This is a genomic window from Rhodococcus sp. Ni2 (assembly GCF_021352185.1).
In the GTDB taxonomy this organism is placed as follows: domain Bacteria; phylum Actinomycetota; class Actinomycetes; order Mycobacteriales; family Mycobacteriaceae; genus Rhodococcus_F; species Rhodococcus_F qingshengii.
On record NZ_WOXZ01000002.1, the window covers coordinates 2,662,416 to 2,688,816 of the forward strand.

The following is a 26,401-nucleotide window of genomic DNA, read 5'->3' on the forward strand; positions in this document are numbered from 1 at the left end:
ATGCTCGAGGTCTACTCCCCCTCGAGCTCGCCTTCGGTTTCGAGGTACACCTGACGCAAGCCGTCGAGTGTCTTCTGCTCGGGGTGCTCCCACATGTTGCGCTCGGCGGCTTCGAGGAGCCGCTCGGCGATTCCGTGTAGTGCCCACGGGTTGGATTGCGTCATGAACTTCTGGTTCTGCTCGTCCAGAACGTAGGTCTCGGCGAGCTTTTCGTACATCCAGTCCGCGACCACGTTGGTGGTGGCGTCGTACCCGAAGAGGTAGTCGACCGTGGCTGCCATCTCGAAGGCACCCTTGTACCCGTGACGGCGCATCGCGTCGAGCCAGCGGGGATTGACCACGCGCGCCCGGAAGACACGTGCGGTCTCTTCCGAAAGTGTGCGTGTGCGAACCGATTCCGGTCGAGTGCTGTCGCCGATATATGCCTCGGGCGACTTTCCGGTCAGCGCGCGCACGGTGGCAACCATGCCGCCGTGGTACTGGAAGTAGTCGTCCGAATCGGCGATGTCGTGCTCACGCGTGTCGGTGTTCTTGGCCGCCACGTTGATTCGACGGTAAGCACTGCGCATGTCGTCGGCTGCCGGGATTCCGTCGAGCCCACGGCCGTACGCGAAGCCGCCCCAGTTGGTGTACACCTCGGCGAGGTCGTCGTCACCGCGCCAGGTCTTGGAGTCGATGAGTTGCAGCAGTCCGGCGCCGTATGTTCCGGGCTTCGAACCGAAGATACGGGTGGTCGCACGCCTGGCGTCGCCGTGCTCGGCAAGGTCGGCCTGTGCGTGGGCGCGCACGTAGTTCTGCTCGTCCGTCTCGTCCAGTGCCGCGACCAGCTGAACGGCGTCGTCGAGCAGTGCGAGCACGTGCGGGAACGCATCACGGAAGAATCCGGAGATGCGGACGGTGACGTCGATGCGCGGGCGGCCGAGTTCTTCGAGATCGATGACCTCGAGGTTGACGACGCGTCGGCTCGCTTCGTCCCAGACGGGGCGAACACCGAGGAGCGCGAACACTTCGGCGATGTCGTCGCCGGAGGTACGCATGGCGGCGGTTCCCCACACCGACAGACCCACCGAGCGCGGGTATTCGCCGTGATCGGCGAGATAGCGAGCGGCGAGCGACTCGGCCATCGCCTGACCGGTCTCCCACGCCAGGCGTGAAGGAACTGCCTTGGGGTCGACGGAGTAGAAGTTACGACCAGTGGGAAGAACGTTGATCAGGCCGCGCAGCGGCGACCCACTCGGGCCGGCGGCGATGAATCCGCCGTCGAGCGCGTGCAGGACCTGCTTGATCTCGTTGTCGGTCTGCCGAAGACGCGGAACCACTTCGGTGGCCGCGAACTGCAGGATCTTCACGACGGTCTCGTCGTCGCTGAGTTGTTCTGCCGCAGCGGGGTTCCAATCGGCGTCGTACATGCCGCGAACCAGAGCGTGCGCCTTTTCCTCGACGTCGTCGACACGGTTGCGGGACTCGTCGCCGTCTTCGCTGAGCCCGAGAGCTTCGCGCAGACCAGGGACACTCTGTTCGCCGCCCCACATCTGACGGGCACGGAGCATAGCCAGGACCAGTTCGATTTCGGCGTCGCCCTCGGGTGCGCGGCCGAGAATGTGCAGACCGTCGCGGATCTGGACGTCCTTGATCTCACACAGCCACCCGTCGACGTGCAGGAGCATGTCGTCGAACACGTCTTCTTCGGGACGCTCCGCGAGGCCGAGGTCGTGGTCCATCTTGGCCGCCCGCATCAGCGTCCAGATCTGCTGGCGAATGGCCGGCAGCTTGGACGGGTCCAGTGCGGAGATGTTGGAGTGCTCGTCGAGCAGTTGCTCGAGACGGGAGATGTCGCCGTAGCTTTCGGCGCGGGCCATCGGTGGGATCAGGTGATCGACGAGAGTCGCGTGGGCACGACGCTTTGCCTGTGTTCCTTCACCCGGGTCGTTGACCAGGAAGGGGTAGATCAGCGGCAGGTCGCCGAGGGCTGCGTCGGTGCCGCAGTTGCTCGACATGCCGAGCGTCTTGCCCGGCAACCATTCGAGGTTGCCGTGCTTGCCGAGGTGCACAACGGCGTCGGCGCCGAATCCGCCGTTGTCCGGTGTTGCAGCGATCCAGCGGTAGGCCGCGAGGTAGTGGTGGCTCGGCGGCAGATCCGGGTCGTGGTAGATCGCGACGGGCTTTTCACCGAATCCCCGCGGCGGCTGGACCATGAGCACGATGTTGTTGAATCGCAGTGCCGCGATGACGATTTCGCCGTCCGGATCCTGCGAGCGGTCGACGTACAGCTCTCCGGGCGCTGCGCCCCAGTGCTCTTCGACACCGCTGCGCAGTTCCTCGGGCAGGGTGGCGAACCATTCGCGGTACTTCGCTGCCGAGATGCGGATCGGATTGCCCTCGAGCTGCTCGGCAGTGAGCCAGTCGGGATCCTGTCCGCCGGCCGCGATCAGGGCATGGATCAGCGCGTCGCCGTCCTTCGCCGCCAGGCCGGGAACTGCGTCCGGACCGTCGACCGGACCGAGATCGTAACCGGCAGAACGCATTTCGGTGAGCAGGTCGATTGCGCTCGCCGGAGTATCGAGACCGACGGCGTTGCCGATGCGGGCGTGCTTGGTCGGGTACGCCGAGAGCATCAGAGCAACGCGACGCTCGGTGGTGGGAATGTGGCGCAGCTTGCCGTGACGGACCGCGATCCCGGCGACACGGGCAGCGCGCTCGACGTCGGGGACGTACGTGGACAGTCCGTCGGAGTCGATTTCCTTGAAGGAGAACGGGACGGTAATGATGCGGCCGTCGAATTCCGGCACCGCGACCTGGGTCGCGACGTCGAGAGGCGACAGTCCGTCGTCGTTCTCGTCCCAGGTGGCGCGGCTACTGGTCAGGCACAGGCCCTGCAGGATGGGGACGTCGAGCGCAGCGAGTGCGGCGACATCCCAGGCTTCGTCGTCGCCACCGGCGGACGCGGTCGCGGGCTTCGTGCCACCGGCAGCAAGAACTGTCACAACCATGGCGTCGGCGCGGCGGAGCGTGCTCAGAAGTTCGGCTTCTGCGGTTCGCAGAGATGCGCAGTAGATCGGCAGCGCGGTGCCACCGGCCTCGGCGACCGCGTCGCACAACGCCTGGATGTACCGGGTGTTTCCGGCCAAATGCTGGGCGCGGTAGTACAGAACTGCGATGACCGGACCGCTCGCCGAGTCGAGATCGGGCGCGAAATCAGCGATGCCCCAGGAAGGCAGGTGGGCCGGCGGTTCGAACCCGTGGCCGGTGAGCAGGACGGTGTCGGACAGGAAGTGGTGCAGCTGTGCCAGATTCTGTGCGCCACCCTCGGCCAGGTAGTTGTGCGCCTCGGCAGCAACACCGGCGGAAACCGTCGAGCACTCCATGAGGTCGGCGTCCGGCGCGTGCTCGCCGCCGAGAACGACTACGGGAAGTCCGGAGGCGAGGACCATGTCCAAGCCGTCTTCCCAGCTGCGACGGCTGCCGAGGATACGAACGATCACGAGGTCGACGCCGTCGAGCAAGGGCGGCAAGTCCTCCGAGACCAGCAAGCGTGAGGGGTTGGCCCAGCGGTAGGAAACTCCGTCGCCGGCTTCCTGGCTGGCGCGGGCGCTCAGCAGATCGGTGTCGGACGTGGAGAGCAGAAGAATCACGGGTGAAGCCTTCCTGGGGTTTCGCGCCCCGTGGCACAGATCTGTCATCGACGGCGGTTGAGGGTCTGACTCGTGTTTCCGGGCGGAAACACGTCCCGCTCGAGCAACACTCACAGTGGCGCGACCGCACCGGACTTTCACCGGTTTCCTCAACTGCCGTCACTGGTGGTGGTGATGCTACCGGTCCGCAGAAGGCACTCATGACAGGTCGTACCCTGGAGCCATGCCCACGGACCGTTCACAGCCAGACGCGTGCCCGGGTGCACTGCAAGTTCACCACGCCGCCGACGGCGCACTGGCACGCGTGCGCCTACCCGGCGGACTCCTCACCCCGGTCCAATTGCAGACGCTCGCCGACGCGGCGCGCGATCTCGGCAACGGGCAGATGGAACTCACCTCGAGGGGCAACGTACAACTGCGCTCGGTCTCGGACCCCGAAGCCTTCGCAGCGCGAATCGCGTCGGCCGGTCTGCTGCCGTCAGCGACGCACGAGCGAGTGCGCAACATCCTCGCGTCCCCACTGTCCGGCCGTATCGGGGGCGTCGCCGACATTCGTGAACTGGTCCACCGTCTCGATTCGGCGATCCAAGCAGATCAAGCATTGGCGGATCTGCCAGGGCGAACCCTGTTCACGCTCGACGACGGCCGCGGAGACATCACCGGGCTACGGGGCGATTTCGGACTCCATGCGCGCAGCGCCACCGAGCATTCACTGGTGCTCGCCGGTCACCACACCACTCATCTCGTCCAGGCGGACGACGCCGTCGAATTGCTCCTCGAGGCGGCTCGATCATTCCTCGACGTTCGCGACAAGCACTGGCGCCTGGCCGAGGTTCCGGACGGAATCGAACGCACCCTCGAGCAGCTGGGTCTGACCGCCGAGTCCACCGTTGCGGCGGACCTCACGCCGGATGCGCGGCCCACTATCGGCTGGCTCGAGCAGCGCGACGGGACCGTAGCTCTGGGCGGCGGCCTGCGATTCGGGCTGCTCGACGCTCGGCTGGCCGAGTTCCTCGCCGCCGTCGACAAGCCCGTCGTCGTGACGCCGTGGCGATCGGTGCATATCTTCGACCTCGACGAATGGGCAGCCGAGCAGGTAGTCCGGGTGCTGGCACCCATGGGGTTGATCTTCGACGAGAACTCACCGTGGCTCGAGGTCACCGCCTGCACCGGAAGTCCGGGATGCGAGAAGTCGCTCGCCGACGTGCGCGCCGACGCGATCACCGCCGTCGAGCAGGCAGAACTTCCGGTTGTCGGGCGCCAGCACTGGGCCGGGTGCGACCGCAGCTGCGGACGTCCCCGCGGGGACGTAGCGGATGTGATCGCGACGGGTGACGGTTACCGGGTGAATCCGCCCGATCGGTGATGCCTCTATCGTGTGGCACATGATCGAGTACATCCGTGACGGCGCGGAAATCTATCGCCAGTCCTTTGCCACCATTCGGGCCGAAGCCGACCTGAGCCGTTTCCCGGCGGATGTCTCGCAAGCTGTAGTGCGCATGATTCATGCAAGTGGCCAGGTCGATCTCGTCGACGACGTCGCCTTCACACCCGGTGTCGTCTCGGCTGCGCGCGCAGCTCTGCGCGACGGCGCGCCGATTTTCTGCGACGCCCAGATGGTGGCTGCCGGCATCACGCGCAAGCGTCTGCCCGCCGGCAACGACGTCATCTGCACCCTCGGCGATCCGCGGGTTCCCGTGCTGGCGTCGACCATCGACAACACTCGCTCGGCGGCTGCTCTCGAACTGTGGGGAGCCAAGCTCGAGGGCGCTGTTGTCGCGATCGGAAACGCACCCACCGCACTGTTCCATCTCCTGAACCTCATCGAAGCCGGAGCGCCCCGTCCGGCCGCCATCGTCGGAGGTCCGGTCGGCTTCATCGGCGCTGCCGAGTCGAAGGAAGCCCTCATCGAACACGCCAGCGGGATCGATCATCTCGTTCTCCGCGGCCGACGCGGCGGCAGCGCGATCACCGCCGCCGTCGTCAATGCGATTGCGAGCGAAGTCGAATGAGTGCAGGCAAGCTCTGGGGTGTCGGTATCGGCCCCGGCGATCCCGAATTGGTGACCGTCAAGGCCGCCCGCGTCATCGGCGAGGCAGATGTGGTTGCCTTCCACTCCGCGCGGCACGGCAAGAGCATCTCCCGCGGAGTTGCAGCGCCGTACATGCGCGAAGGACAGATCGAAGAACACCTCGTCTACCCCGTGACCACCGAGACCGTTGATCATCCCGGCGGATACCAGGGCGCGATGGACGAGTTCTACGAAGCAGCTGCCGAACGGCTGGCAGTTCACCTCGCGGCCGGTCGAACCGTCGCGTTGCTCGCCGCCGGCGATCCGCTCTTCTACAGCTCCTACATGCACATGCACAAGAGACTGGCCGATCGCTTCGACGCCGAAGTGATTCCCGGCGTCACCTCCGTCAGCGCGGCATCTGCTGCACTCGGAAAGCCGCTGGTCGAGGGTGAAGAGATCCTCACGATCCTGCCCGGAACGTTGCCGCAGGCCGAGCTGACCAGGCGGCTCAAGGAAACCGACGCCGCGGCCATCCTCAAGCTCGGACGTACCTTCCCACCGGTCCTCCAATCGCTCGAGGATTCCGGTCGCCTCGGCGAGGCCCACTACGTCGAGCGCGCGAGCACCACACGTCAACGCGTCGAATCCGCTGCGGAGGTCGACCCGGACGGAGTTCCGTACTTCTCGATCGCCATCGTTCCGAGCCCGTCGAACAACCCTCGACCTGCGACCGAGTCTCGCGGCGAGGTGGTCGTGGTCGGACTCGGGCCGGGCGACACCGCCTGGACCACACCCGAAGTGGCGCATGAGCTTTCGTTGGCAACCGACCTCGTCGGCTACGGCCCGTACGTCGATCGCGTGCCGACGCGTCCGGGCCAGCGTCGCCATTCCAGCGACAACCGCGTCGAAGCGGAACGCGCCGCGATGGCGTTGGACCTGGCGAAGAACGGCGCCCGTGTAGCTGTCGTCTCCTCGGGTGATCCCGGCGTATTCGCCATGGCTGCAGCAGTTCTCGAAGTTGCCGCCGAAGACCAGTGGCGCGGGGTGCCGGTCCGCATCCTTCCCGGCATGACGGCGGCAAACGCTGTCGCCAGTCGCGTCGGCGCTCCCCTCGGGCACGACTACGCGGTGCTCTCGTTGTCTGATCGCCTCAAGCCGTGGGATGTCGTCGCGCGCCGTATCTCGGCAGTTGCAGCCGCAGACATGGCATTTGCGGTCTACAACCCGGCGTCGAAGTCCCGGACGTGGCAGGTCCAAGCCATGAAGGACCTCGTGCTCGAGCACCGCTCCCCCGAGACTCCCGTCGTCATCGGCCGCGATGTTGCCGGTGCCGAGGAATCAGTTCGCGTCGTGACCCTCGGCGAGCTCGAGCCTTCCGAGATCGACATGCGAACTCTGCTGATCGTCGGCTCCTCGATGACGACGGTCGTCGAAACCGGTTCGGGCCGTCAGGTGTTCACCCCGCGGCGCTACCCGGAGTGAACATCGCACAGCGATAGCATGGCCTCATGCCCGTCAACCGGACCCGGAAAGCCAGATACGCGCGTAGGCGCAAACGCCGAATGGATCTGATGGAGCACGACCTGTCCGTCGAGCAGTGGTCCGCGCTCAAAGCGGCCTGGGGTGGCTGCGCGTACTGCGGCGAGCCGGACGAGTCGCCGCAGCGTGACTGTGTGCTGGCGATCTCCCGCGGTGGGCGCTACACGCTCGACAACATCGCACCGGCTTGCCGCTCGTGCAATGCGAGCAAATGCAACAGCGAGGTCACTCTCTGGTTGCGGCGCAAGGGGTATGACGAGAAGGCCTTCCTCCTGCGCCACGCGGAGATAGGTATCGAGATGAGGGCGCAGTTCTCGGAGCAGTCGTGACGACTCCGCACGAGTTGCGCCCGATCCTCGACGAGTTGATGGAGTTCGAACCTCTGTTTCATCGAACTCGAGTAGCGATGTCACGAGACGAGTTCGATGCGGTCGTCGACCCGGAGTTCCGGGAGATCGGAGCCTCGGGTGCGCGGTACGCCCGCGATTACGTGCAGTCCGTAGTCGAGACCCGGCGACTCCGCGGCGAAGTGAACGACGCGGCCGAACTCGGATGGAGGGTTGACCGACCCGCGCTGAGCCGGATTGCACCTGACACGTATCTGGTGACTTACCGGCTGGCGCAAGCGCAACGAGTTACCGAGCGATCATCCATCTGGCGGTTCACCGAGAATCGATGGAGCGTGTTGTTTCATCAAGGCACAGTCGTCGAAAGTGGTTTGGAAGCGTGAACGAATCGACCCCCAACCCCACCATTCCGCTTTGGATGGACATCACCTTCACCGCCTTCGTTCTTGCCTGGATCTTCATCACGATTAGCGCGCTCGTGGCGATCGTGCGCACTGACTTCGAACGCTCGGGCGGCAAATTCTGGTGGTCGGCACTGGTGATCGCGCTGCCTGTACTCGGTGCGCTCGTCTGGTTACTGTTCGGTCGACCCCCGCGTGACTCCAGGTCCCGAACCTGATCTACACCGACGGCCCGGCAGTAGTCTGAGTACGGTCCGGTGCTGTCACTCTGCGCCTATCAGGGGAGAACAACGAGATGAGACCACTTCGATACTCGATCAACGTCACACTCGACGGCTGCTGCCATCACGAGGCGGGGCTCCCACCCGACGAGGAGTCGATGCGCTACTGGACCGCTCAGATGGAACGAGCCGATGCCTTGCTGTTCGGCCGGGTGACCTACGAGATGATGGAGTCGGCGTGGCGGCGGCCCGCAACGGGCACATGGCCTGACTGGATGGACGAGTGGGAGATCCCGTTCGCCCAGGCCATGGACCGGGCGAAGAAGTACGTCCTGTCGAACACGCTGAGCGGGGTCGATTGGAATGCCGAACTCGTGCAAGGCGACTTGGGGCCAGTGATTCAACGGCTCAAGGAGCAGCCCGGCGAAGGTCTGTGGGTTGGCGGCGTGACACTCCCCCTGGCATTGGCAGACCTGGGACTGATCGACGAGTACGAGTTCGTTGTGCAACCGGTCCTCGCCGGACACGGACCGACGTTGCTCGCCGGTCTGCGCAAGCGCATCCAACTCGAACTCGTCGATCGCCACGAGTTCCAGTCGGGTGCAGTCGCCGTGCGATATCGGCCCACTCAAATACCGCCCCCGGGTCAGGTATCGGACGGGTAGTCGACGCATGGCTGGACATGCGCGGTTGAAAGACATGTCGTCGCCTCAGTTCGGACGCGAGAAGAGTTCCCAGTCTTGTTCGGTGTTCGGTATCGACCGGACACTCGGCACAGCATGAACATTAGCCACCGAAGTTCTCCGGACAACCCTCGACGAGATCGAAGCATCGAACTGGATCACGAACAAGTTCATTCCGCCCGGCGGACCGTAAGGACATATGTCGCCATCGAGCGCCTCAGCAAAAATGGCCAAGCTGGACGGCTACTAGCGAGCGAAGGATCGAAATCGCCACCATCGCGAGCGCCACAAAAATGATCATCTGAAAAGCTTTGGTCAAATTGATGCAGGATACGTTGACGCCACTACTTCGGGTCTTGCTGAGAAACGAAACCTGGTCGAGATCGTATCGGCGTCCGACACAGGCCGGACGCCGATACGTGTTCACGTCAGCTCACAGGAGCGCCACCGCTCCCGCCGAGGTGGCGGACGAAGAACCGAGCCGAACTGTCGCGCTCGTAGTCGGGCACCGGATAGTGCCTGCCCGAGTAGGCGTGCAGCGTCTTCTCCTTCGAGCCGAAGGCATCGAACAACGCTATCCCCGACGTGCGGTCGTAATCCTTGTCGTCCCAAGGGATCCGGTACTCGACCGGGACCGCGAGCTTTAGTGCCGCTTCGATGAGGGAGTCGTCCACAAAAACTCCCCCGAAGCTCACGGCAGCGATCCTGGATTCGACCGGGGCCAACATGAGCCCGGTCACGACCCCTAGCGACACGCCGCCAAAGCCGATCGGAGCGTCGGCGTTGACGTCGGGCAGCGTTTGCAGAGCGTCGATGGTCGCCTGCCATTCCGGCACTGCACGCTCCGCCAGCGATCGGTTGTACTCGACGACGATCGGAGCGATCGGCTCGTGGGCCGCCCTAGCCTGGTGGATCGCCTCGACCCACTGTTCGTCCTGTGTGTTCCGCGGCCGATCGCCGTGTCCGGGCGCGTCGATCGCGGCGACTGCGAACCCGTGGGAGCTCACACTGTGGAGTGCGCTGGCAACCAGTCCCGGCGCCTTCTTGTGCATGCCGCCGGAGTGCCCGGACAGCAGAAGTGGTGATCCGACGGATCCGGATGGCGGTGACCAGAGCACGCCGGTGATGTCGTCTACAACGAAATGGCGTTCGATGACACCGTTCGACGTTGTCTCGGAGGTGAATTCGATGGTCTGAGAATTGGATTGCATGGTGTTACCTTTCGGGATTGCCTACTCGAGGCGCTCCCGGCGACACCTACGTCAATCGCCGATCCGTGAACACGAGTGGGAGCACCCACATGGTTACAGCGTTCATGGGTCTCACCTCCTGGCGTGTTGTCACGGTCTCGCACAAGCTATCAACCCGAACCGAAGCTCGTCCAATCATTTTTCCAGCGCGCCCGGCAGCGGTCATACCCGCGATCGGGCGACGCTCTGGCGGACGGCACGGATGTAGCGGCGCGTGACAAACGCCTGTACTCGACGTCCGATCGGAGCGCCGAGACGCACCCACCACGTTCCGGGCTTGGAGAACGCAACGATCTCGATACGAACCGCTTGGCTGGCCTCGTCGAACTGGACGACAAACAATTCCTCCCCGCATTCGGGGTGGCCCGCGCGGGTTCCGTACGCGAAGCCCTTGCGATTGGGTTCGTCTACGACATAGACGATCCGAACGGGGATAGTTACCGGACCGAGTCCGAAGGTCGCATCTTGACCCGCCACGGCGGTCGGGGCTGCCGTCCGTACGGCCAGTCCGGCTCCGCGGTGCATTCCCCAATTCGCGACGGTTCGAGCGGCAACCTCGAAATCCTCCCGTCCGGATCCGACCGTCGCGCTCTCGTGAACGTGGTGATAGCCGGCGGGGAGAACGCCTGACGTTGCGCCCACCTCGAGGTACGTCAGCCCGCCCGGGCGGGACGCCATCATTGCTCGCGTCGGTGGCTGAGGATGTTGATCACGTGGCCGTCGGGGTCGGAAGCGAAGAACCTGCGGACCCCCCACGGCTCCTCGGTGACGGGATAGACGATGGTGTCGCCGCGCTGCACCGCGGCCTCGTACGCCGCGTCGAGATCATCCACCTCGACGGAGACGTCCGGTACTACGGGCGCATGAGCGTCGTGCGTCATGACGCTGATCTGCAATGACGGATCCGTCGGCGAAGCCAACGTCACGATCCACCCGTGATCCATGACAACTTCGAGGCCCAGCACTTCGGTGTAGAAGCGCTGCGCGGCCTCGAGCGAACTACTCGACAGATCCGAAACTATCCGCGTGACGGCCATGTCCCGCAGGTTACGCCGCCGCCGGAGTCCACCGCGACTTGACGAGGCGCTCGATGTCACCGGAAAGTTCGTCGCTGACGATCCCCGGAAGCAGGATCTGCCACATCTCGTCGACACGATCCGGAAGATCCGAGCGTCGGGTGAGAACATTCGAAACCAGCTGTACCCCCGTGAATGCCGAGGGCATGAACCTGCCGAACGATTCTGCGCTGACCGATTTTCGGATTTCACCTTCCGCCTGAGCCCTGGCGGTGAGATCGGTGATTGCCGAGATCCATTCGGCGTACGGTTCCACCGGCCCCTCGTACGTGCTCAGTTCCAGCGTGAGGCGAATGCCCGCGCGAACGATCGGCTCGTCGACAATCTGGCGTGCCATTTCGTGCGTGAGCATGATCATCTGTTCCAACGGGTCCTTGCCCGTCGCGGAAATCGCCTGCACCGACTCGATCGAGAGCCGATGCTGTTCGGCAATGATGAACTGCGCGAGCTCGTCCTTCGACGCGAAATGGAAATACAACGCGCCCTTGGTAGTACCGGCCCCCGAGACTATGTCGGCCATGCTGGTGCTGCCGTAACCAGTCTTCTCGAACTGCGCGGCCGCGCCGGCAACGATTTGCTGCCGAGTCAGCTCGGCGCGTGCTTGCTTGACCACTGAATCCCTCTCGTCCTCCAAAGGCCCCCGCCCAGCAAACCCCACGGTTCGCGCCACACTCCAGCTATACCCAAAAACTTCACAATTGCCCCACATTACCAGCGCTCCTTCCATTGCTTCAATTACGAATGCAACAAAGTCGCTGGTCAGACGTCCGATTTAGAGGGAATCTCCTCTCCCCAACGTGCTTTCGTCAACCCGCGCACGGTCCACCAACTCTCCGACGAGGAGCGTCAACTCCATCATCTGGTCGGTGATTTCCTCACGCAACTGCGTTGCATCCGCCTCGGAAATCGCGCCGGACTTGGTATCGAAAGACATCAACAACTCGATATTGGTGCGAAGTGCAGTCAAAGGAGCCAGAAGGTCCTGGCCCGCTTCGGTGATCAGACTTCTCTGGCGTGCCCGCGATTCCGACAACGTCCCGAGCATCCGATTGAAACTGACTGTCAACGACGCCAACTCGTCGTCACCGGTCACCGGGATCGGCGCAAGATCATCCGTTTCGGCGACCCGCCGCGTCGCCGCAGTAAGTCGCGCGATCGGCCGTAATCCTGTGCGTGCCACAGCATCTCCGGCCGCGTAAGCTAGGGCGATTCCGGCCGCCCCGAGTGCCGCTAACACCACTGCCAGTCGCTTGAGTACTGAACGCGTCGGCCCCAGGGATTGCGCGACAACCAAAGTCTGGCCCGCAACCGAGGGCTCGACAAGAATTCGATACGCATCAACCGTCGCGATTGTCTGCGACGAATTGCCGTCTGCGATCGACCTGATGGCGTCTGCGCTCGTGCTGAACGGCGGCAGACCGGGAGTCGCCGTCACCAAGGCGCCGTCGGCAGTGAGAAGCCCCACCGCCTGGATGACCGCTGTATCCGCGCCGGCCGTCAATCCCAGAACCGGTGTGACACCGCCGAAATTGACGGTGTCGGTGATCGCGTCACTCGTGCGCTCGAGTTGCCGATCGACGTTGCCTTGCAAATACGCGTTGAACACTATGTACACCGCCGACGCCGACACGATCACCGCGATCGCCACCAGGCCTGCAGTCAGCAATTTCACGCGAGCATGGAGCGTCCGCACGTGAATTCCCGATGGTTTTCGACGGCTCATTCCGGGAACCGACACTCTCATGCGCGGTCCCGCAGTGCGGCGTCGAAAAATCCCAACATCCCTCCAGTATGGTCACGGAACCTTAGACGAACCTGAAGCGAACGCGATGTCGGCCTCACAGCGCCGTTCCACGACCGAAAGCCGTGAGCCAGTCCATCGCCTCGGCTTCGGTATCGAATGCCGGGACGGTCGCCGGGATCGGTGGTCGTTCGACGACGATCACCGGGATCGACAATTGCCTGGCTGCGGCGATCTTTGCGTACGTCTGCTCGCCGCCACTGTTCTTGGTGATCACGACGTCGATGCTGTGAGTTCGCATCAGATCGACTTCCGCTTCGATGTCGAATGGACCACGTGCGAGCAGCAATTGCGAGTGAGGCGGCAATGTCCCTGAAGGCGGATCGATCGAGCGCACGAGAAACGAGACGCTCTTCACGCGGTCGAACGCCGAAACTCCTTGCCTCCCGATCGTCAGAAAAGCGCGTGAGCCGACCGTCGGCACCAACTCTGCGGCGTGATCGAGATCGTGTGCCGGAAGCCAAGTGTCACCGAGTTGCTCGCGCCAGGGCGGGCGTCGGTACATGGCGTACGGCACGGAATTCGCAAGGCACGCTTCGAATGCATTCTGGGTGATGCGAGCGGCAAACGGATGCGTGGCGTCGAGCACTGCACGAATATCATTGGCCGACAACCACTCCGACAGCCCTTCGGCTCCCCCGAACCCGCCGATACGCACTTCCCCCTCCGGCCATCGAGGATCACGAACCCGGCCGGCCAGCGATGTGACAACCTCGAGGTCGGCTGAACCGGCCAAGCGAGAAGCGATCACTCGACCTTCGCCTGTGCCGCCGAGCAGGAGTACGCGGCGACGAGTACCTGTCGAGGTCAGTGTGTGCTTCTCTCGCGCGCTGCCGAGTAGAGGTAGCTGTCCGGAAACCCCTCCGCAGTCAACACTCGGCCGACGATCACGACGGCCGTCTTCGTGATGCCGGCCGCATGAACAAGTTCGACGATCGTCTTCAAAGTGCCTCGAACAACGATCTCCTCGGGCCGTGAGGCGAAGGCGACCACCGCGACCGGGCAGTCCTCGCCGTAATTGTCGGCCAACTCGGATGCGATCTGTTCGATGCGATGAGCGCCGAGGTGAATCACCATCGTCGCGCCGCTGCGGCCGAGGGACCGCAGATCCTCGCCCTCCGGCATCGCCGTCGACAAGGTGGAGACTCGGGTGAGAACAATGGTCTGCGAGACGCCTGGGACAGTCAGCTCGCGCCCCAGCGCAGCTGCAGCCGCGGTAAATGCAGGAACACCGGGAATCATGTCGAAATCGACTCCTGCGGCGTCCAGGCGACGAGCTTGCTCTGCCACTGCACTGAAGATCGACGGATCACCGGAATGCAAACGCGCGACGTCCAGCCCAGCGGAATCCGCTTCGACAAGAATCGCGGTGATCTCGTCCAGGCTCAGCCGAGCAGTGTCCACGACCTGAGCTCCGACCGGGCACCACTCGAGCAACTCCGCTGGAACAAGGCTGCCTGCGTACAAGCACACAGGGCTCGCAGCGATGATCCGTTGCGCGCGGACAGTGATCAAATCTGCCGCACCAGGACCCGCACCGATGAAATGAACGGTCATTGTGTGGATTCCTCCGGCGTATCTGTGTCTGCGCCTGCAGACGGCTGACGTTTTGTGACGGACCATTGGACCACCGGAAGTTGCGGTCGCCAAACGTTGAACGTTCCCAACGGCTCGGCGCGCTGCACCTGAAAGCGTCGAAGCGTCCCACCATGGCGACTCATCCAGCCGAGCAGCAACGATTCGGACTCGGCGGTCACGGCGTTCGCGACCAGACGACCACCCACGCTCAACTGCTCCCAGCACGCTTCGAGCATTCCCGGTTGCGTGACGCCGCCGCCGACGAACACCGCATCGGGACGTCGAGTTTCGTCCGCAAACGCCTCCGGCGCGGCCCCTTTCACGTTCAACGCGGGCACGCCGAGATTGAGTGCATTGGCACCGATCTGCGACACGCGGCTCGCCACCTTCTCGAATGTTGTTGCAGTGCAACGTGGGTGAGTTCGCATCCACTCGATGGCGACGGTTCCCGACCCACCGCCCACGTCCCAGAGGTGTTCTCCCGGCGCCGGGGCAAGCGCGCACAACGTCAACGCACGGATCTCCTGCTTCGTCATCTGACCGTCGCCGACAAAAGCAGCATCCGGTAGCCCCGGGATTCGAGTCAGCCGCAAGAGAGGATCGGCCGCGATGCACTCGACGGCCAGAACGTTCAACGCGTCCACGTCCTCGTCCGCGTGATCCCACTCGTCTGCGACCATGACGGTCCGCGATTCCCCGGCCCCGCCCAGCTGGGCCAGCACGGTCACGATCGATCGACCGAAGCCCGCGCCGGACAACAGACGTGCCACCTCCCCCGGTGTCGAGCGCCCGTTGCTCAACACCAGCAGTCGCGCACCGTCAGTCACGGAAGCCAATACTGTCGCCGAGTCTCGGTTGACCAGGCTCACGACGTCGATCTCGGCCGATGCCCATCCCATTCGCGCGCTCGCCAACGCCGCCGACGACGGGTGGGAGATCACTCGCACGTTGTCCGCGCCGAGCAGCCTGACCAATGTGACACCGAGACCGTGGAACATCGGGTCACCGCTGGCGAGCACGCATACTCTGCGGTCCGCGTTCTCGGCGAACATCGACGGCAACGCCGGAATCATCGGAGACGGCCAGGTCAGCCTGGTGGGCGCACGCCGTGCCCCGAGATGTGTCGCCGGGACCAAGTCCAATTGGCGCGGCGACCCCATCAGGACCTCCGCGCCCAGGATTGCGCCCTTTGCGCTCTCGGACAGCCCATCCCAGCCGTCGGCGCCGATGCCGACGATCACCACCGGGTGTGTGGTCATCGCGGCATCCGGCGCCAGATCGTCTGAGGCAGAAGCCGCATGACGAAGAACACCGGCTGCAGAATTCGCGGTACCCACACACGCGTCGCCCCGGAGTTCAGTCCCCGCACGACGGCGTCCGCGACCTGCGACGGAGTGCTCGACATCGGGGCAGGCGACATTCCCTCGGTCATCTTGCCGATGACGAACCCGGGCCGTACCAGCATCAATTGGACGCCCGAACCGTGCAGCGCGTCGCCGAGGCCGCTGGCAAAACCGTCCAGGCCGGCCTTTGCGCTCCCGTAGACGTAGTTGGCGCGGCGAACCCGGACGCCGGCGACGGACGAGAACACCACGATCTTTCCGGTTCCCTGTCCGCGCATGATCTCCGCGAGATGCGTGAGGATGCTGACCTGAGCCACGTAGTCGGTGTGCACCACCGCGACCGCGTGCGCCGCGTCGGTTTCGGCACGCGCCTGATCGCCGAGAATCCCGAAGGCCAGCACTGCAATCGAAATCCGGCCGTGCTCGGCCACTACGGCGCCCAGGAGGTCTCCGTGCGTGTCGACGGCGTCGGCGTCGAACTCGACGGTGGAGACGTCGACAGCGCCGGCGTTTTTGAGCATCTGCTCCTGCTCCGACAGCTCTCCGCTGCGTCTGGCAGCCAGAACGATGTTGCGGCCCGGCGCGAGCCTGACCCCGATCTCGAGGCCGATCTCACTTCGTCCGCCGAGGAGCAGTACCGTCTCGATGTCATTCACGTTCGCACCCGCAGTCACCGCTCCAGTGTCCTGGATTACCGTCGTGGCATGACGCTCACCCCCTCCACCACGCCATCGTCACAGCAGACTCTCACCGAAGACGGGCTGAAGTTCGTCGGTGAATACCACCTCGCGACACTCACGACGTTGCGTCCGAACGGCACCCCACACGTCGTTGCCGTCGGGTTCACCTGGGACCAGGAAGCCGGAAAAGCGCGCGTGATCACCAGCGGTGGCTCACAGAAGGCGATCAACGCAGCGCGTGGCGGATACGCCGCCGTCAGTTCGGTCGACGGTGGCCGCTGGCTCACGCTCGAGGGGCCGGCACGCGTGCTCACCGACGCGGACTCCGTGGCCGACGCCGTTCGGCGCTATGCCGAGCGGTACCGCCAGCCACGGGTCAATCCCGCGCGCGTGGTCATCGAAATCGACGTCACACGCATACTCGGGTCCGCTGCGTTCAAGAAAAGCTGATCAGGCGAGGACAGTCAGGCCGTGCGGACGGTTGTTGAACGACTCGCAACCGTCGGCGGTCACGACGACGATGTCCTCGATACGGGCACCCCAACTGCCGCGGAAGTAGATTCCCGGTTCGATGCTGAAGGCCATACCTTCGACGAGTTCGATGGTGTTGCCCTCGACGATGTACGGCTCCTCGTGCACGGACAGCCCGATACCGTGACCGGTGCGGTGAACGAATACCTCTGCAAGCCCTTGTGCGGCAAGCACTTCGCGAGCTGCAACGTCCACGGATTCTGCGGAGATTCCTGGCCGCACCGAATCGACCGCAGCCTGCTGCGCCGCCTCGAGTACCGCGAACTGTGCGGCAACCTCCGCGGACGGCTGCCCCATGCTGTACGTGCGAGTGGAGTCCGAGTTGTATCCGGGCTCGACCGGTCCGCCGATGTCGATGACCACGATATCGCCGCTCTCGATCACCCGGTCCGAAACCTCGTGATGCGGATCGGCGCCGTGCGGGCCCGAACCGACAATCACGAACGCGGCCTCGGTGTGCCCCTCTTCGAGAATCGCCGCCGAAATCGCTTCGCCTACTTCAGCTTCCGTACGTCCGACGACCAAGAACTCGGCCATGCGGGCGTGAACACGGTCGATGGCCGCACCGGCTCGCCGCAACGCCTCGATCTCGGCGCCGTCCTTGACCATCCGCAATTCGCGCAAGACGCCGGTGGCGAGAATCGGCAACGCGCCCAAGGTGTCTGCGAGCGGGATCAGATGCAGCGCAGGCATAGCATCCGTCACCGCCACCTTCGCGCCGGTCGGGAGTTGCGCCGCCACAATCGCATACGGGTCGACACCGTCGACCCAGTCGAGGACGGTCAACCCGAGATCGCCCACTGCCGATTCCTTCAGCGACGCCAACTCCAACCGAGGAAGTACGACGGATGCCTTCGCCGTGTCCGCGGCGATGACCAACGCGGTCAAGCGCTCGAACGAGTCAGCCCGAGAACCCGTCAGGTACCGCAGATCCGGACCGGGAGTCACCACCAGACCGTCGAGACCTGCTGATCGAGCCAACTCGGCGGCACGAGCGATACGTGCGCCGTACACGGCGCTGGAGAATCGGGAATCCTGTTCGGCTGGAGACGTCATGGCTTACAGGTTAGTGCCGACTGGCAGGATGGTGACCATGAGTGGGCCATTGCTTCTCCTCGACGGTGCCAGCCTGTGGTTTCGTGCGTTCTACGCACTGCCCGAGTCATTCGTCGACCCCGACGGCAGACCTGTCAACGCGGTGCGCGGATTCACCGACATGGTTGCTTCCCTGATCACCAAACACCAGCCGAGTCGTCTCGCGGTGTGCCTGGACTTGGACTGGCGACCGCAGTTCCGCGTCGACGCCGTTCCGACGTACAAAGCACATCGCGTCGAGGAAGGCTCTGACGGTGCGTCCGAAGAAGTTCCGGACACGTTGACGCCTCAGGTCGACATGATCATGGACGTGCTCGCTGCAGCGGGTATCGCGACGGCGGGTGCAGTCGGACTCGAAGCCGACGACGTACTGGGAACGCTTGCCGCCACCGAGCGCGAAGATCTCACCGTCGTCGTCAGTGGTGACCGAGACCTACTGCAGGTCGTCACAGACGAGTACGTGCCCGTCCGTGTCCTGTACGTGGGCCGTGGCCTGTCCAAGGCGGAACTCTTCGGACCGGTCGAGGTTGCGGAGAAATACGGAGTACCCGGTGACCGTGCGGGCGAGGCTTACGCCGAACTCGCGGTACTGCGCGGAGACGCCTCCGACGGTCTACCCGGCATCAAGGGTGTCGGTGAGAAGACTGCGTCGACACTGATGCTCCGTTACGGCTCGTTGGCCGGACTTCGGGCGGCCGCAGCTGATCCTGAATCGGATATGGCCAAGGGGATTCGCGCAAAACTGACCTCACCTGAGGCAATGGCTTACCTTGATGCTGCGTTGCCGGTCGTACGAGTGGTTCGCGACGCGGACGTTCAGTTCTCGAAGGACGACCGACTCCCGGCGACCCCCGTCGATCCCGCACGCCTCGAGGAAGTGGCGGCCTCGCTGAACATCGAGCGCTCGGCCGGCCGGCTTGCCGCCGCGCTCGAGGCTGCGGCGGCAAGCCGTTCCGACCAATAGGGCGTCAGCTCGGGCGGCTGACCTCGTACGTGCCGTTGTCGTCGACAAACGTCACGGTCACGTTCGACTTCACACCCGCGATCGAAAGCGTGCAGGTGAACTTGTTGCCTGACTTGACTTCCTGGTCCGCGGGGCACTGAACGTTGCTCACGTTCTTCGCCCCGTAGGACTCGGTGACGATCTTCTCGACGCCGGCCTGAGCCGCGCTCTGATCGAGTGTGTTCTTGCCGAAGACTCCGAACACCAGGGCCACCACGACAGCGGCAAGAACGACGAGAACGCCGATCGCACCGAAGATCAGGGGCTTCTTCGACTTACCCGACTGGTTTCCGGGCGCACCGGGACTCGGGAACGGCTGAGCCTGGTTCCACTGGTTCTGCTGTCCCGGAGTCTGCCCGGGGGCCGTGGCGCCCCACGCCTGCTGCGGTGCGGCAGCCGGAGGCTGACCCCACGCCTGGGTTGCGTCAGGTGACTGCTGTTGCCCGGGCTGACCCCACGGCTGTGCGGGAGGTTGTTGCTGGGGTTGTCCCCACGGCTGTTGCTGGCCGGGTTGTCCTTGTCCAGGCTGTTGCGGCTGACCGTACGCAGGCTGACCACCCGGCTGGCCGTAGGCAGGTTGTCCCCACGGCTGTTGCTGGCCGGGCTGCTGACCGGGCTGCGGTGTTTGACCAGGCTGACCCCACGGCTGTTGCTGGCCGGGCTGCTGACCAGGCTGCTGTTGTCCGCCCGGCTGCTGAGGATTCTGCCCCCACTGCTGCTCGTTCGGCTGCTGCTGATCACCAGGACCCCATTGCCGATTCGGATCGTTCGGTCCGTAAGGCCCGCTCATGTTCGCCTCCCACTCGAAATACCAGTCTGCGAATCAAACCACATAGTTGCGGTCATGCTGCGTCGACAGCAACTACCCCGCGACGAATTGCAGCTACCGCCCGCGCCGCAGTCTTCGCGACGTCGGCATCCGTCGAAGTCAGGCGGACCTGATCGAGGAGATCGATCACCTGACGACACCAACGTACAAAGTCACCCGCAGACAGCGCACGACCCTGCACTCCAGCCGCGATCAGTGCGTCGACAAGCGAGTTCTCGCTCGCCCAGTGATAAACGGCAGTGACGAATCCGAGATCCGGTTCCCGCGTCGGCGGCAGCTTGTGGCGAATCTCGTCCGACCGCAGTTCGCTCCACAATCGTTGAGTGTCGTTGAGTGCGTGACGAAGCGCCGCTGTCGGCACCCGATCGACGGTGTCCCCGTCCCGACGTGATTCGTAGACCACCGAGGACACGACGGCCGCCAGCTCGGCCGGGCTGAGACCGGTCCACGCCCCCGTCCGCAGGCATTCGGCGACCAGAAGGTCGCTTTCCGAGTAGATGCGGCTGAGTCGTCGTCCGGATTCGGTGACTTCGGGCGCTGCTTCGGCAGTCATGTACTCACGCTCTTTGAGTAGCGCAATGATGCGGTCGAACGTCCGCGCCAACGAGTTGGTGGTGGCCGCAGCCTTTTCCCTCATCGACTGCGTTTCCCTGGCCAGCCGGTTGTAGCGCTCACCGATCCGGCTCAGATGTTCACGATCGGGCCAGCTATGGCACGGATGCGAGCGAATAGCACGTCGCAAAGTAGCGACCTCGGCATCTTCGGACGCGCCGGCCTTGTGGCGCTTCTTTCGCCGGGGGGCACTGATCCCGGTACTACGCAACGCCGAGGCCAGATCGCGCCGGATCCGCGCGGTGTGGTGATCGACATGCTTGGGCAGTCGCATCTTTCCCAGAACGTCGGCTGCTTCCGGGAAATCACCCGAGGAGAGTCGGCCGGCCCACTGATCGGCCGTCAGAACCAGCGGACGCGGGTCCTTCGGATCGTTGTCCGGGACGAGGACCACCGCCACCCCGGAATGACGACCGATGGGAATTGCGATCACGTCACCGCGGGCGAGTGCACGAAGGGACTCAACCGCATCTCCGCGTCGGTCTTCGCGGCCCTTACGTTCGAGCGCGCGCTCGCGCGCACTGAGCCGCTCACGCAACGACGCGTATTCGAAGTATTCGCCGTCCGCACCGCCGAGTTTCTCCTGCAAACCCTTCAGTGCTTCTTCGTTCCGCTCGATGCCACGCACCAGGCCGACCACCGAGCGATCCGCTTGGAACTGCGCGAAGGAACGTTCGAGCAGCTTCCGTGAATCCGCCGCGCCCATGCGCTCGACGAGATTGATCGACATGTTGTACGAGGGGCGGAACGAACTGCGGAGCGGGAACGTCCGTGTCGACGCCAAGCCGGCGACATCCGTCGGCTCGACCCCGGGCTGCCACAGGACCACAGCGTGGCCTTCGACGTCGATGCCGCGTCGGCCGGCCCGACCCGTCAGCTGCGTGTACTCCCCCGGCGTCAGTTCGGCGTGCGATTCACCGTTGTACTTGACCAGACGTTCGAGCACCACCGTGCGTGCCGGCATGTTGATGCCGAGGGCCAGCGTCTCGGTCGCGAAGACCGCCCGCACGAGCCCCTTGACGAACAGTTCCTCGACTGTCTGGCGGAATGCCGGCAGCATGCCGGCATGGTGAGATGCCAGTCCGCGTCGTAGTGCCTTGCACCAGTCCCGATATCCGAGAACTTCGAGATCCTCTTCGGGTAGTTCCCCGGTGTGTTTCTCGATGATGGTGTCGATCTCGCGGACCTGCTCCGGCGAAGTGAGATCCAGTCTGGACCGCAGGCACTGTGCAAGAGCCGCATCACAACCGGCGCGGCTGAAGATGAAAGTGATCGCCGGGAGCAGTCCGGACTGATCGAGCTGAGCGATGACGTCAGGTCGTGGCAAGGGCCGGAAATCGTTGGAACTCTGGTAGCTGCCGCGTCGTCCGCGGCCACGCGGCTGCCAGCTCTCGACGCGTTCGAGAGCCTGACGCTGCTTGACGTGGCGAACCAGATCCTGGTCGACGAGCACGGTCTTCGGCCCGGCAGCAGGATGACTACGACTGTCGAAGAGATCGAAGATTCGCCTACCGACCATGATGTGCTGCCACAGCGGGATCGGCCGAGTCTCGTCCACGACCACAGTGGTGTCGCCGCGGACGGTTTCCATCCAGGCACCGAATTCTTCGGCATTGCTCACGGTCGCCGACAAACTCACCAGGCGTACGTCCTCGGACAGGTGCAGGATCACTTCCTCCCACACCGCCCCACGGAACCGGTCGGCCAGGTAATGCACTTCGTCCATGACGACGTGCGAAAGCCCGCGCAGTGCCTCGGAGTTGGCGTAGAGCATGTTCCGCAGGACTTCGGTGGTCATGACGACCACCGGTGCGTCAGAGTTGATACTCGAATCACCCGTCAGCAGACCGACCTCGCCGGGGCCGTACCGCTCGACGAGTTCGGCGTACTTCTGATTGCTCAACGCTTTGATCGGCGTCGTGTAGAAACACTTGCGGCCCGCCGCCAGAGCCAGATGGACAGCGAACTCGCCGACCACGGTCTTGCCTGCACCGGTCGGCGCGCAGACAAGGACGCCGTGGCCCGCTTCGAGCGCAACACATGCCTTCACCTGGAATGGATCGAGTTCGAACTTCAGGCTGGACGCGAACGTGCTCAGTTCACTCTTGTTCATAACCACCTCGTCAGGGTTTCACACGCCGCCGACGTGGTGGCACGGCGCTCAGAGAGTGTCAGTGAAATCCTGGCCGGGCGCGTTGTCGCCGGCGGTGTCGGATTTCTCCGCGACCGGAGCCTTGGACTTGGACTTACGTCCGAACAATCCACTCGATTCGGCCTTGGGTTTGGTCGGATTGTCGAAAGCCTCGTTCAGATCGGACGGAGCCGAGATGGAGGAAGCTTCCTCGTCGGACAGTGCGCCCCAGTCTTCACCGGCGCGCTTGGCCTTACGTTTGTCGTTGAGGCGAGCGATCTGTACCGCGACCTCGAAGAGAAGCGTTAGAGCCAGCGCGAGCGCCAACATCGAGAACGGATCCGACCCTGGCGTGGCAACTGCAGCGAATACGAAGAGCCCGAAGATCAATCCTCGACGCCAGGCCTTCAAACGCTCGTACGTCAGAATGCCGGCAAAGTTCAACACGACGACGAGCAGTGGAATTTCGAAGCTGACGCCGAAGATGAGCAGCAGATTGATGATGAAGCCGAAGTACTCCGAACCACTGAGCGCGGTGATCTGGACGTTGTCACCGATGGTCAGGAGGAAGTGCAAAGCCTTCGCCACGACGAGGTACGCCAGGATTGCGCCGAGAATGAAGAGAGCGGCACCTGCGGTGACGAATCCGACCGCGTAGCGACGCTCTTTGGCGTAGAGGCCCGGGGTGATGAATGCCCACAATTGGTAAAGCCACACCGGGCAGGCAAGAACGATGCCGGCGGTGAGCGCCACTTTGAATCGCAGCATGAACTGCTCGAACGGCCCGGTCGCCAGCAATCGGCACGCGTCGTCGGTGCTGAGGTTGGCGCGACTCTCGGACGGAAGCTCGCAGTACGGTCCGCGAAGCAGATCGCCCAGACTTTCGAGACCGAGTATCGAGTGTGAATACCAGAAGAAGCCGAACGCCGTGGTGATGATCACGCCGAGGAATGCGAACAACAAACGAGTCCGCAATTCGTACAGGTGGTCGACCAACGACATGGTGCCGTCTGGGTTGACCTTCCGCTTGCGGTTACGCGGGTCTAACGGAATACGCACTGTGCATCCTGGTCTTGGTCAGCAGACAACCGGGGTGAACGAATATTTCACCCCGGCTAGAACGCAGTGTGTACTAGAGCGGCTTGACTTCGGTCGGCTGCGCAACAGGTGCTGCTGCACCGTTTGCGACCACCGCGGTGTTGGCCGTCGGCAACTGTGCCGGAGCAGGCTGTGCGACCGGCGCGCTTGCGGGCGCCGCATCGTCGTTCTGCATTTCCTTGACTTCGCTCTTGAAGATGCGGAGGGAACGACCCAGACCGCGTGCTGCATCGGGAAGCTTCTTCGACCCGAACAGAATTACGACGACAACAGCGACAATCAGCCAATGCATCGGCTGCATTGCACCCATAACGACCTCCCATGATCAGATTCCTCGATGCTACCGGACACAACCGGCGCTCGGAGGTGCCAAAGCACTTACTTCAGCTACCTTTTACCTGTTTGTTTCCTGCGAACTCACTGAACGTGAAGTTTCCCGAAGTTTTACGAACCGATTACGTCATAGGCGTCGAGCGCCGCAACGGCTCGATCATGGACTTCGGAGACCAGTTCCGGCGGATTAAGGACCCGAACGCCCTCACCGAATCCCAACACCAGCCTTGCCATCCATTCAAGTGTTCCGAAACTCATCGTCGCCTCGACCGACCCGTCGTCGTTCACGTGCTCGACGTCCAACGGGTAGTAGTCGAGCATCCACACCCACTCTTTGGTGATGAACAACCGCGCTTCCGGAAGGGAACCGTCGCCGCTGAACAATTCGAGATTCGAATCCTCCTCGAGGGCCTGCGGCGGCGGGTCGGCGGGCTCGTCGAGTTGGACGGCGGCGTCGATCCGATCGAATCTGAACAACCGCACGCCCTCGGCTTGACGGCACCACGCCTGGAGGTAGCTGTAGTTGTCGACCAACACGATACGAACGGGGTCGACGATGCGCTCGGAGACCGCGTCACGCGAGGCCGAGTAATACGTCAATCGCAGGGCGGTCTTGTCTGCGAGCGCGGCTCTGACCGTCGCGGCTATCGGGTCTTCGGCGATATCCGGCGCAGGCGATGTGTCCCGGTCCTGACCGATGGCTCGTGCCGCGGCCGAGCCTGCTGCGTCCTCGATCTTCGCGATGGCACGCTGCGCCGAGGACGGATCGACCATGCCCGGCATTTCCACCAAGGACCGCAGGGCGATCAGCAACGCCGTCGCCTCCGTCGAGGTGAGGCGCAACGGGCGATCGATCCCGGCCGAGAACGTGACCTCGATACTTTCCTCGGAGAAGGACAGGTCGATGAGATCACCGGGACCGTAACCGGGCAGTCCGCACACCCACAGTTGATTGAGGTCGGTCATCAGTTGAGTGGTGCTGACACCGAGCTCCTCGGCGGCCTCGGCGGGACTGATGCCAGGATTTGCGATGAAGTACGGCACGAGGTTGAGCAGCCGTGCCAACCGCGACGACAGTCGATTGCTCATCTGTTTTCCCCCTGTCCATGGCCGGTGATCGGGCTCGCCGCGGCGGCCCGCAGCTTCGCGACGACCTCAGCACGCAAATCCGGTGGGTCCAGCACCAATGCGTCCAACCCGTGACCGGCGATCAACCGAGCGGTCCATTCCCAGGATCGGACGGGGATGGCCAGCACGCTGCCGTCGCGATCGGTCAACCGCCGTTCGGACGACGACGTCGCAAGCCGCCGAAGCTCATGGGCGCGGCCGTCTGCGACCCACACCGTAGCCGTCCCGGTCACGACGCCCGAACCGGTCACGCGATCGACGACCTCGCGAAGGTCGACACCTTCAGGTTTGTGAACCGAACCGGCCGGGCCGAACTCCCTGACGTCGTCACCGATCCGTGAGAGCCGGAAGGTCCTCACCGCATCACGGTCGACGTCGTGCCCGACCAGGTACCACTTGCCGTTGTGCGTGACGACGCCCCACGGTTCGACGGTGCGCTCGGTGAACGGTTCGTTCAATGCGCCGCGGTGCTGAAAATGAACTGCTCGGCCGGCGTCGACCGCTGCAAGCAGCTTGCCGAGCGCGGGCTCCGAACCGCGAGTGCGTGCCGGAATCGCGGTGACCGGGGCGGCACTGACTTCTGAGTCGACCTGGACGCCGGCCGCTCGGAGTTTGAGTAGTGCACTCTGGGCTGCCGAAATCAGTTCCGGCGACTCCCACAACTGCACTGCGACGGCGACAGCAGCAGATTCCTCGCTGGTGAGGTCCACGTCCGGAAGCTCGTAGGCATTGCGATTGATCCGATACCCCTCGACGGTCGAGAACCGTCCTGCCAGACCGGTTTCCAACGGGACACCCAGGTCACGAAGTTCGTTCTTGTCGCGCTCGAACATGCGACTGAACGCTTCATAGTTCGCGGAATCGTTGTACCCGGCCACACTGTCACGGATTTTCTCCGCCGTGAGGAACTGTCTGGTGGACAGCAATGCGATCACCAGGTTCATCAACCGCTCGATTTTTGATGTCGCCACGCCGAAATCCTAGTGGCTATCCGATAACCGAACGCGCGCCGGACACTTTCGTGCCCGGCGCGTCGCCGCAAAACAGACCTGCCGTCTTGTACATCTCGAAATTGA

At 63.8% G+C, this 26,401-nt stretch carries 26 protein-coding genes and 1 riboswitch; of the genes, 9 read left to right on the forward strand and 17 right to left on the reverse strand.

All coding sequences use genetic code 11. From position 1 onward, the window contains the following. Nucleotides 1-11: 11 nt before the first annotated feature. Complete coding sequence (cobN, locus tag GN300_RS25855; RefSeq protein WP_063316391.1) at nt 12-3,632, reverse strand: cobaltochelatase subunit CobN; 3,621 nt, start codon at nt 3,630-3,632, stop codon at nt 12-14. A 63-nt stretch (nt 3,633-3,695) separates the two neighbouring features. Continuing rightward, a riboswitch (cobalamin riboswitch) is annotated at nt 3,696-3,781 on the reverse strand. Between the two features lie 74 nt (nt 3,782-3,855). On the opposite strand from cobN, the gene cobG reads away from it, so the two are divergent. The 7 genes from cobG to GN300_RS25890 all read left to right on the forward strand — a co-directional run bounded on the left by cobG (nt 3,856) and on the right by GN300_RS25890 (nt 8,819). Beyond that, nucleotides 3,856-4,998 carry a precorrin-3B synthase gene (gene cobG, locus GN300_RS25860; protein ID WP_030536357.1) on the forward strand — a complete coding sequence of 381 codons (1,143 nt, stop codon included), beginning with the start codon at nt 3,856-3,858 and terminating at the stop codon, nt 4,996-4,998. Between the two features lie 19 nt (nt 4,999-5,017). Beyond that, entirely contained in the window at nt 5,018-5,644 is a 627-nt protein-coding gene (locus GN300_RS25865) for a precorrin-8X methylmutase (protein WP_007729839.1), read from the forward strand. Then, nucleotides 5,641-7,128 carry a precorrin-3B C(17)-methyltransferase gene (gene cobJ / locus GN300_RS25870; protein ID WP_030536355.1) on the forward strand — a complete coding sequence of 496 codons (1,488 nt, stop codon included), beginning with the start codon at nt 5,641-5,643 and terminating at the stop codon, nt 7,126-7,128. Before GN300_RS25865 ends, cobJ begins: the two co-directional genes overlap by 4 nt. Before the next feature lie 26 nt (nt 7,129-7,154). Continuing rightward, nucleotides 7,155-7,514: an HNH endonuclease gene (locus tag GN300_RS25875; RefSeq protein ID WP_065455757.1), complete on the forward strand. Its 360-nt coding sequence runs from the start codon at nt 7,155-7,157 to the stop codon at nt 7,512-7,514. Then, complete coding sequence (locus GN300_RS25880) at nt 7,511-7,915, forward strand: hypothetical protein (protein WP_063316390.1); 405 nt, start codon at nt 7,511-7,513, stop codon at nt 7,913-7,915. Before GN300_RS25875 ends, GN300_RS25880 begins: the two co-directional genes overlap by 4 nt. Then, nucleotides 7,912-8,151 carry a PLDc N-terminal domain-containing protein gene (locus tag GN300_RS25885; protein ID WP_063316389.1) on the forward strand — a complete coding sequence of 80 codons (240 nt, stop codon included), beginning with the start codon at nt 7,912-7,914 and terminating at the stop codon, nt 8,149-8,151. Before GN300_RS25880 ends, GN300_RS25885 begins: the two co-directional genes overlap by 4 nt. A 77-nt stretch (nt 8,152-8,228) precedes the next feature. Continuing rightward, nucleotides 8,229-8,819 carry a dihydrofolate reductase family protein gene (locus GN300_RS25890; RefSeq protein WP_063316388.1) on the forward strand — a complete coding sequence of 197 codons (591 nt, stop codon included), beginning with the start codon at nt 8,229-8,231 and terminating at the stop codon, nt 8,817-8,819. Nucleotides 8,820-9,265: 446 nt separating this feature from the next. Here the strand turns inward: GN300_RS25890 and GN300_RS25895 are convergent, their stop codons facing one another. From GN300_RS25895 to GN300_RS25935, 9 genes are all read right to left on the reverse strand, one after another. Continuing rightward, on the reverse strand, nt 9,266-10,048 hold the full coding sequence (locus GN300_RS25895; RefSeq protein ID WP_063316387.1) for an alpha/beta hydrolase: 783 nt from the start codon (nt 10,046-10,048) through the stop codon (nt 9,266-9,268). A gap of 201 nt (nt 10,049-10,249) precedes the next feature. Then, the gene (locus tag GN300_RS25900) at nt 10,250-10,765 is read right to left on the reverse strand and encodes a DUF1990 family protein (RefSeq protein WP_007729847.1); all 516 of its coding nucleotides are present in this window, start codon (nt 10,763-10,765) and stop codon (nt 10,250-10,252) included. Beyond that, on the reverse strand, nt 10,765-11,124 hold the full coding sequence (locus GN300_RS25905; protein ID WP_047270531.1) for a VOC family protein: 360 nt from the start codon (nt 11,122-11,124) through the stop codon (nt 10,765-10,767). Before GN300_RS25905 ends, GN300_RS25900 begins: the two co-directional genes overlap by 1 nt. 10 nt (nt 11,125-11,134) lie before the next feature. Beyond that, nucleotides 11,135-11,776, reverse strand: coding sequence for a ScbR family autoregulator-binding transcription factor (locus tag GN300_RS25910; RefSeq protein ID WP_019748499.1), 642 nt, complete (start codon nt 11,774-11,776; stop codon nt 11,135-11,137). 159 nt (nt 11,777-11,935) lie between these two features. Next, nucleotides 11,936-12,856: a HAMP domain-containing protein gene (locus GN300_RS25915; protein ID WP_007729850.1), complete on the reverse strand. Its 921-nt coding sequence runs from the start codon at nt 12,854-12,856 to the stop codon at nt 11,936-11,938. A 145-nt stretch (nt 12,857-13,001) separates the two neighbouring features. Further along, the gene (locus GN300_RS25920; RefSeq protein ID WP_037126390.1) at nt 13,002-13,775 is read right to left on the reverse strand and encodes a cobalt-precorrin-6A reductase; all 774 of its coding nucleotides are present in this window, start codon (nt 13,773-13,775) and stop codon (nt 13,002-13,004) included. Then, nucleotides 13,772-14,521 (reverse strand): precorrin-4 C(11)-methyltransferase, encoded by a 750-nt coding sequence (cobM, locus tag GN300_RS25925; protein ID WP_003944967.1) that lies wholly within the window; start codon nt 14,519-14,521, stop codon nt 13,772-13,774. Before cobM ends, GN300_RS25920 begins: the two co-directional genes overlap by 4 nt. Continuing rightward, nucleotides 14,518-15,801 carry a bifunctional cobalt-precorrin-7 (C(5))-methyltransferase/cobalt-precorrin-6B (C(15))-methyltransferase gene (locus tag GN300_RS25930; protein ID WP_050655278.1) on the reverse strand — a complete coding sequence of 428 codons (1,284 nt, stop codon included), beginning with the start codon at nt 15,799-15,801 and terminating at the stop codon, nt 14,518-14,520. Before GN300_RS25930 ends, cobM begins: the two co-directional genes overlap by 4 nt. Continuing rightward, nucleotides 15,798-16,559 (reverse strand): SDR family NAD(P)-dependent oxidoreductase, encoded by a 762-nt coding sequence (locus tag GN300_RS25935; protein ID WP_063316386.1) that lies wholly within the window; start codon nt 16,557-16,559, stop codon nt 15,798-15,800. The genes GN300_RS25930 and GN300_RS25935 overlap by 4 nt, the downstream gene beginning before the upstream one ends. A 30-nt stretch (nt 16,560-16,589) precedes the next feature. On the opposite strand from GN300_RS25935, the gene GN300_RS25940 reads away from it, so the two are divergent. Next, complete coding sequence (locus tag GN300_RS25940; protein WP_007729859.1) at nt 16,590-17,015, forward strand: PPOX class F420-dependent oxidoreductase; 426 nt, start codon at nt 16,590-16,592, stop codon at nt 17,013-17,015. Here GN300_RS25940 and GN300_RS25945 read toward each other — a convergent pair whose 3' ends face one another. Beyond that, nucleotides 17,016-18,152, reverse strand: a complete 1,137-nt coding sequence (locus GN300_RS25945) for a Xaa-Pro peptidase family protein (protein ID WP_058038804.1) — start codon at nt 18,150-18,152, stop codon at nt 17,016-17,018. It abuts the gene before it with no gap. 37 nt (nt 18,153-18,189) lie between these two features. Between GN300_RS25945 and GN300_RS25950 the strand changes: the two genes are divergently transcribed. Then, a complete protein-coding gene (locus GN300_RS25950) occupies nt 18,190-19,155 on the forward strand; it encodes a 5'-3' exonuclease (protein ID WP_058038861.1) in 966 nt (321 codons plus the stop codon). A gap of 4 nt (nt 19,156-19,159) precedes the next feature. Here GN300_RS25950 and GN300_RS25955 read toward each other — a convergent pair whose 3' ends face one another. The 6 genes from GN300_RS25955 to GN300_RS25980 form a co-directional block, all read right to left on the reverse strand. Next, nucleotides 19,160-19,984, reverse strand: coding sequence for a DUF4333 domain-containing protein (locus GN300_RS25955; RefSeq protein ID WP_003944884.1), 825 nt, complete (start codon nt 19,982-19,984; stop codon nt 19,160-19,162). 52 nt (nt 19,985-20,036) lie between these two features. Further along, on the reverse strand, nt 20,037-22,748 hold the full coding sequence (locus tag GN300_RS25960) for an RNA helicase (protein WP_003944907.1): 2,712 nt from the start codon (nt 22,746-22,748) through the stop codon (nt 20,037-20,039). A 48-nt stretch (nt 22,749-22,796) separates the two neighbouring features. Next, nucleotides 22,797-23,825: a twin-arginine translocase subunit TatC gene (gene tatC / locus GN300_RS25965; protein WP_003945030.1), complete on the reverse strand. Its 1,029-nt coding sequence runs from the start codon at nt 23,823-23,825 to the stop codon at nt 22,797-22,799. A gap of 73 nt (nt 23,826-23,898) precedes the next feature. Next, on the reverse strand, nt 23,899-24,174 hold the full coding sequence (gene tatA / locus GN300_RS25970) for a Sec-independent protein translocase subunit TatA (protein ID WP_003944836.1): 276 nt from the start codon (nt 24,172-24,174) through the stop codon (nt 23,899-23,901). Nucleotides 24,175-24,308: 134 nt separating this feature from the next. Then, a complete protein-coding gene (locus GN300_RS25975) occupies nt 24,309-25,286 on the reverse strand; it encodes a YafY family protein (RefSeq protein WP_063316385.1) in 978 nt (325 codons plus the stop codon). Continuing rightward, nucleotides 25,283-26,296, reverse strand: coding sequence for a YafY family protein (locus tag GN300_RS25980; protein ID WP_063316384.1), 1,014 nt, complete (start codon nt 26,294-26,296; stop codon nt 25,283-25,285). Before GN300_RS25980 ends, GN300_RS25975 begins: the two co-directional genes overlap by 4 nt. Between the last annotated feature and the right edge of the window lie 105 nt (nt 26,297-26,401).

Excerpts from the sequence above, each read along its gene's own strand:
- GN300_RS25890 (WP_063316388.1), top strand. The coding sequence starts at position 8,229 with ATGAGACCACTTCGATACTCGATCAACGTCACACTCGACGGCTGCTGC.
- GN300_RS25875 (WP_065455757.1), top strand. The coding sequence starts at position 7,155 with ATGCCCGTCAACCGGACCCGGAAAGCCAGATACGCGCGTAGGCGCAAA.
- cobM (WP_003944967.1), bottom strand. The coding sequence starts at position 14,521 with ATGACCGTTCATTTCATCGGTGCGGGTCCTGGTGCGGCAGATTTGATC.
- cobJ (WP_030536355.1), top strand. The coding sequence starts at position 5,641 with ATGAGTGCAGGCAAGCTCTGGGGTGTCGGTATCGGCCCCGGCGATCCC.
- GN300_RS25975 (WP_063316385.1), bottom strand. The coding sequence starts at position 25,286 with ATGAGCAATCGACTGTCGTCGCGGTTGGCACGGCTGCTCAACCTCGTG.
- GN300_RS25955 (WP_003944884.1), bottom strand. The coding sequence starts at position 19,984 with ATGAGCGGGCCTTACGGACCGAACGATCCGAATCGGCAATGGGGTCCT.
- GN300_RS25865 (WP_007729839.1), top strand. The coding sequence starts at position 5,018 with ATGATCGAGTACATCCGTGACGGCGCGGAAATCTATCGCCAGTCCTTT.
- GN300_RS25945 (WP_058038804.1), bottom strand. The coding sequence starts at position 18,152 with ATGACGTCTCCAGCCGAACAGGATTCCCGATTCTCCAGCGCCGTGTAC.
- GN300_RS25950 (WP_058038861.1), top strand. The coding sequence starts at position 18,190 with ATGAGTGGGCCATTGCTTCTCCTCGACGGTGCCAGCCTGTGGTTTCGT.
- GN300_RS25940 (WP_007729859.1), top strand. The coding sequence starts at position 16,590 with ATGACGCTCACCCCCTCCACCACGCCATCGTCACAGCAGACTCTCACC.
- cobG (WP_030536357.1), top strand. The coding sequence starts at position 3,856 with ATGCCCACGGACCGTTCACAGCCAGACGCGTGCCCGGGTGCACTGCAA.
- GN300_RS25960 (WP_003944907.1), bottom strand. The coding sequence starts at position 22,748 with ATGAACAAGAGTGAACTGAGCACGTTCGCGTCCAGCCTGAAGTTCGAA.
- GN300_RS25895 (WP_063316387.1), bottom strand. The coding sequence starts at position 10,048 with ATGCAATCCAATTCTCAGACCATCGAATTCACCTCCGAGACAACGTCG.
- GN300_RS25930 (WP_050655278.1), bottom strand. The coding sequence starts at position 15,801 with ATGACCACACACCCGGTGGTGATCGTCGGCATCGGCGCCGACGGCTGG.
- GN300_RS25905 (WP_047270531.1), bottom strand. The coding sequence starts at position 11,124 with ATGGCCGTCACGCGGATAGTTTCGGATCTGTCGAGTAGTTCGCTCGAG.
- GN300_RS25900 (WP_007729847.1), bottom strand. The coding sequence starts at position 10,765 with ATGGCGTCCCGCCCGGGCGGGCTGACGTACCTCGAGGTGGGCGCAACG.
- tatA (WP_003944836.1), bottom strand. The coding sequence starts at position 24,174 with ATGGGTGCAATGCAGCCGATGCATTGGCTGATTGTCGCTGTTGTCGTC.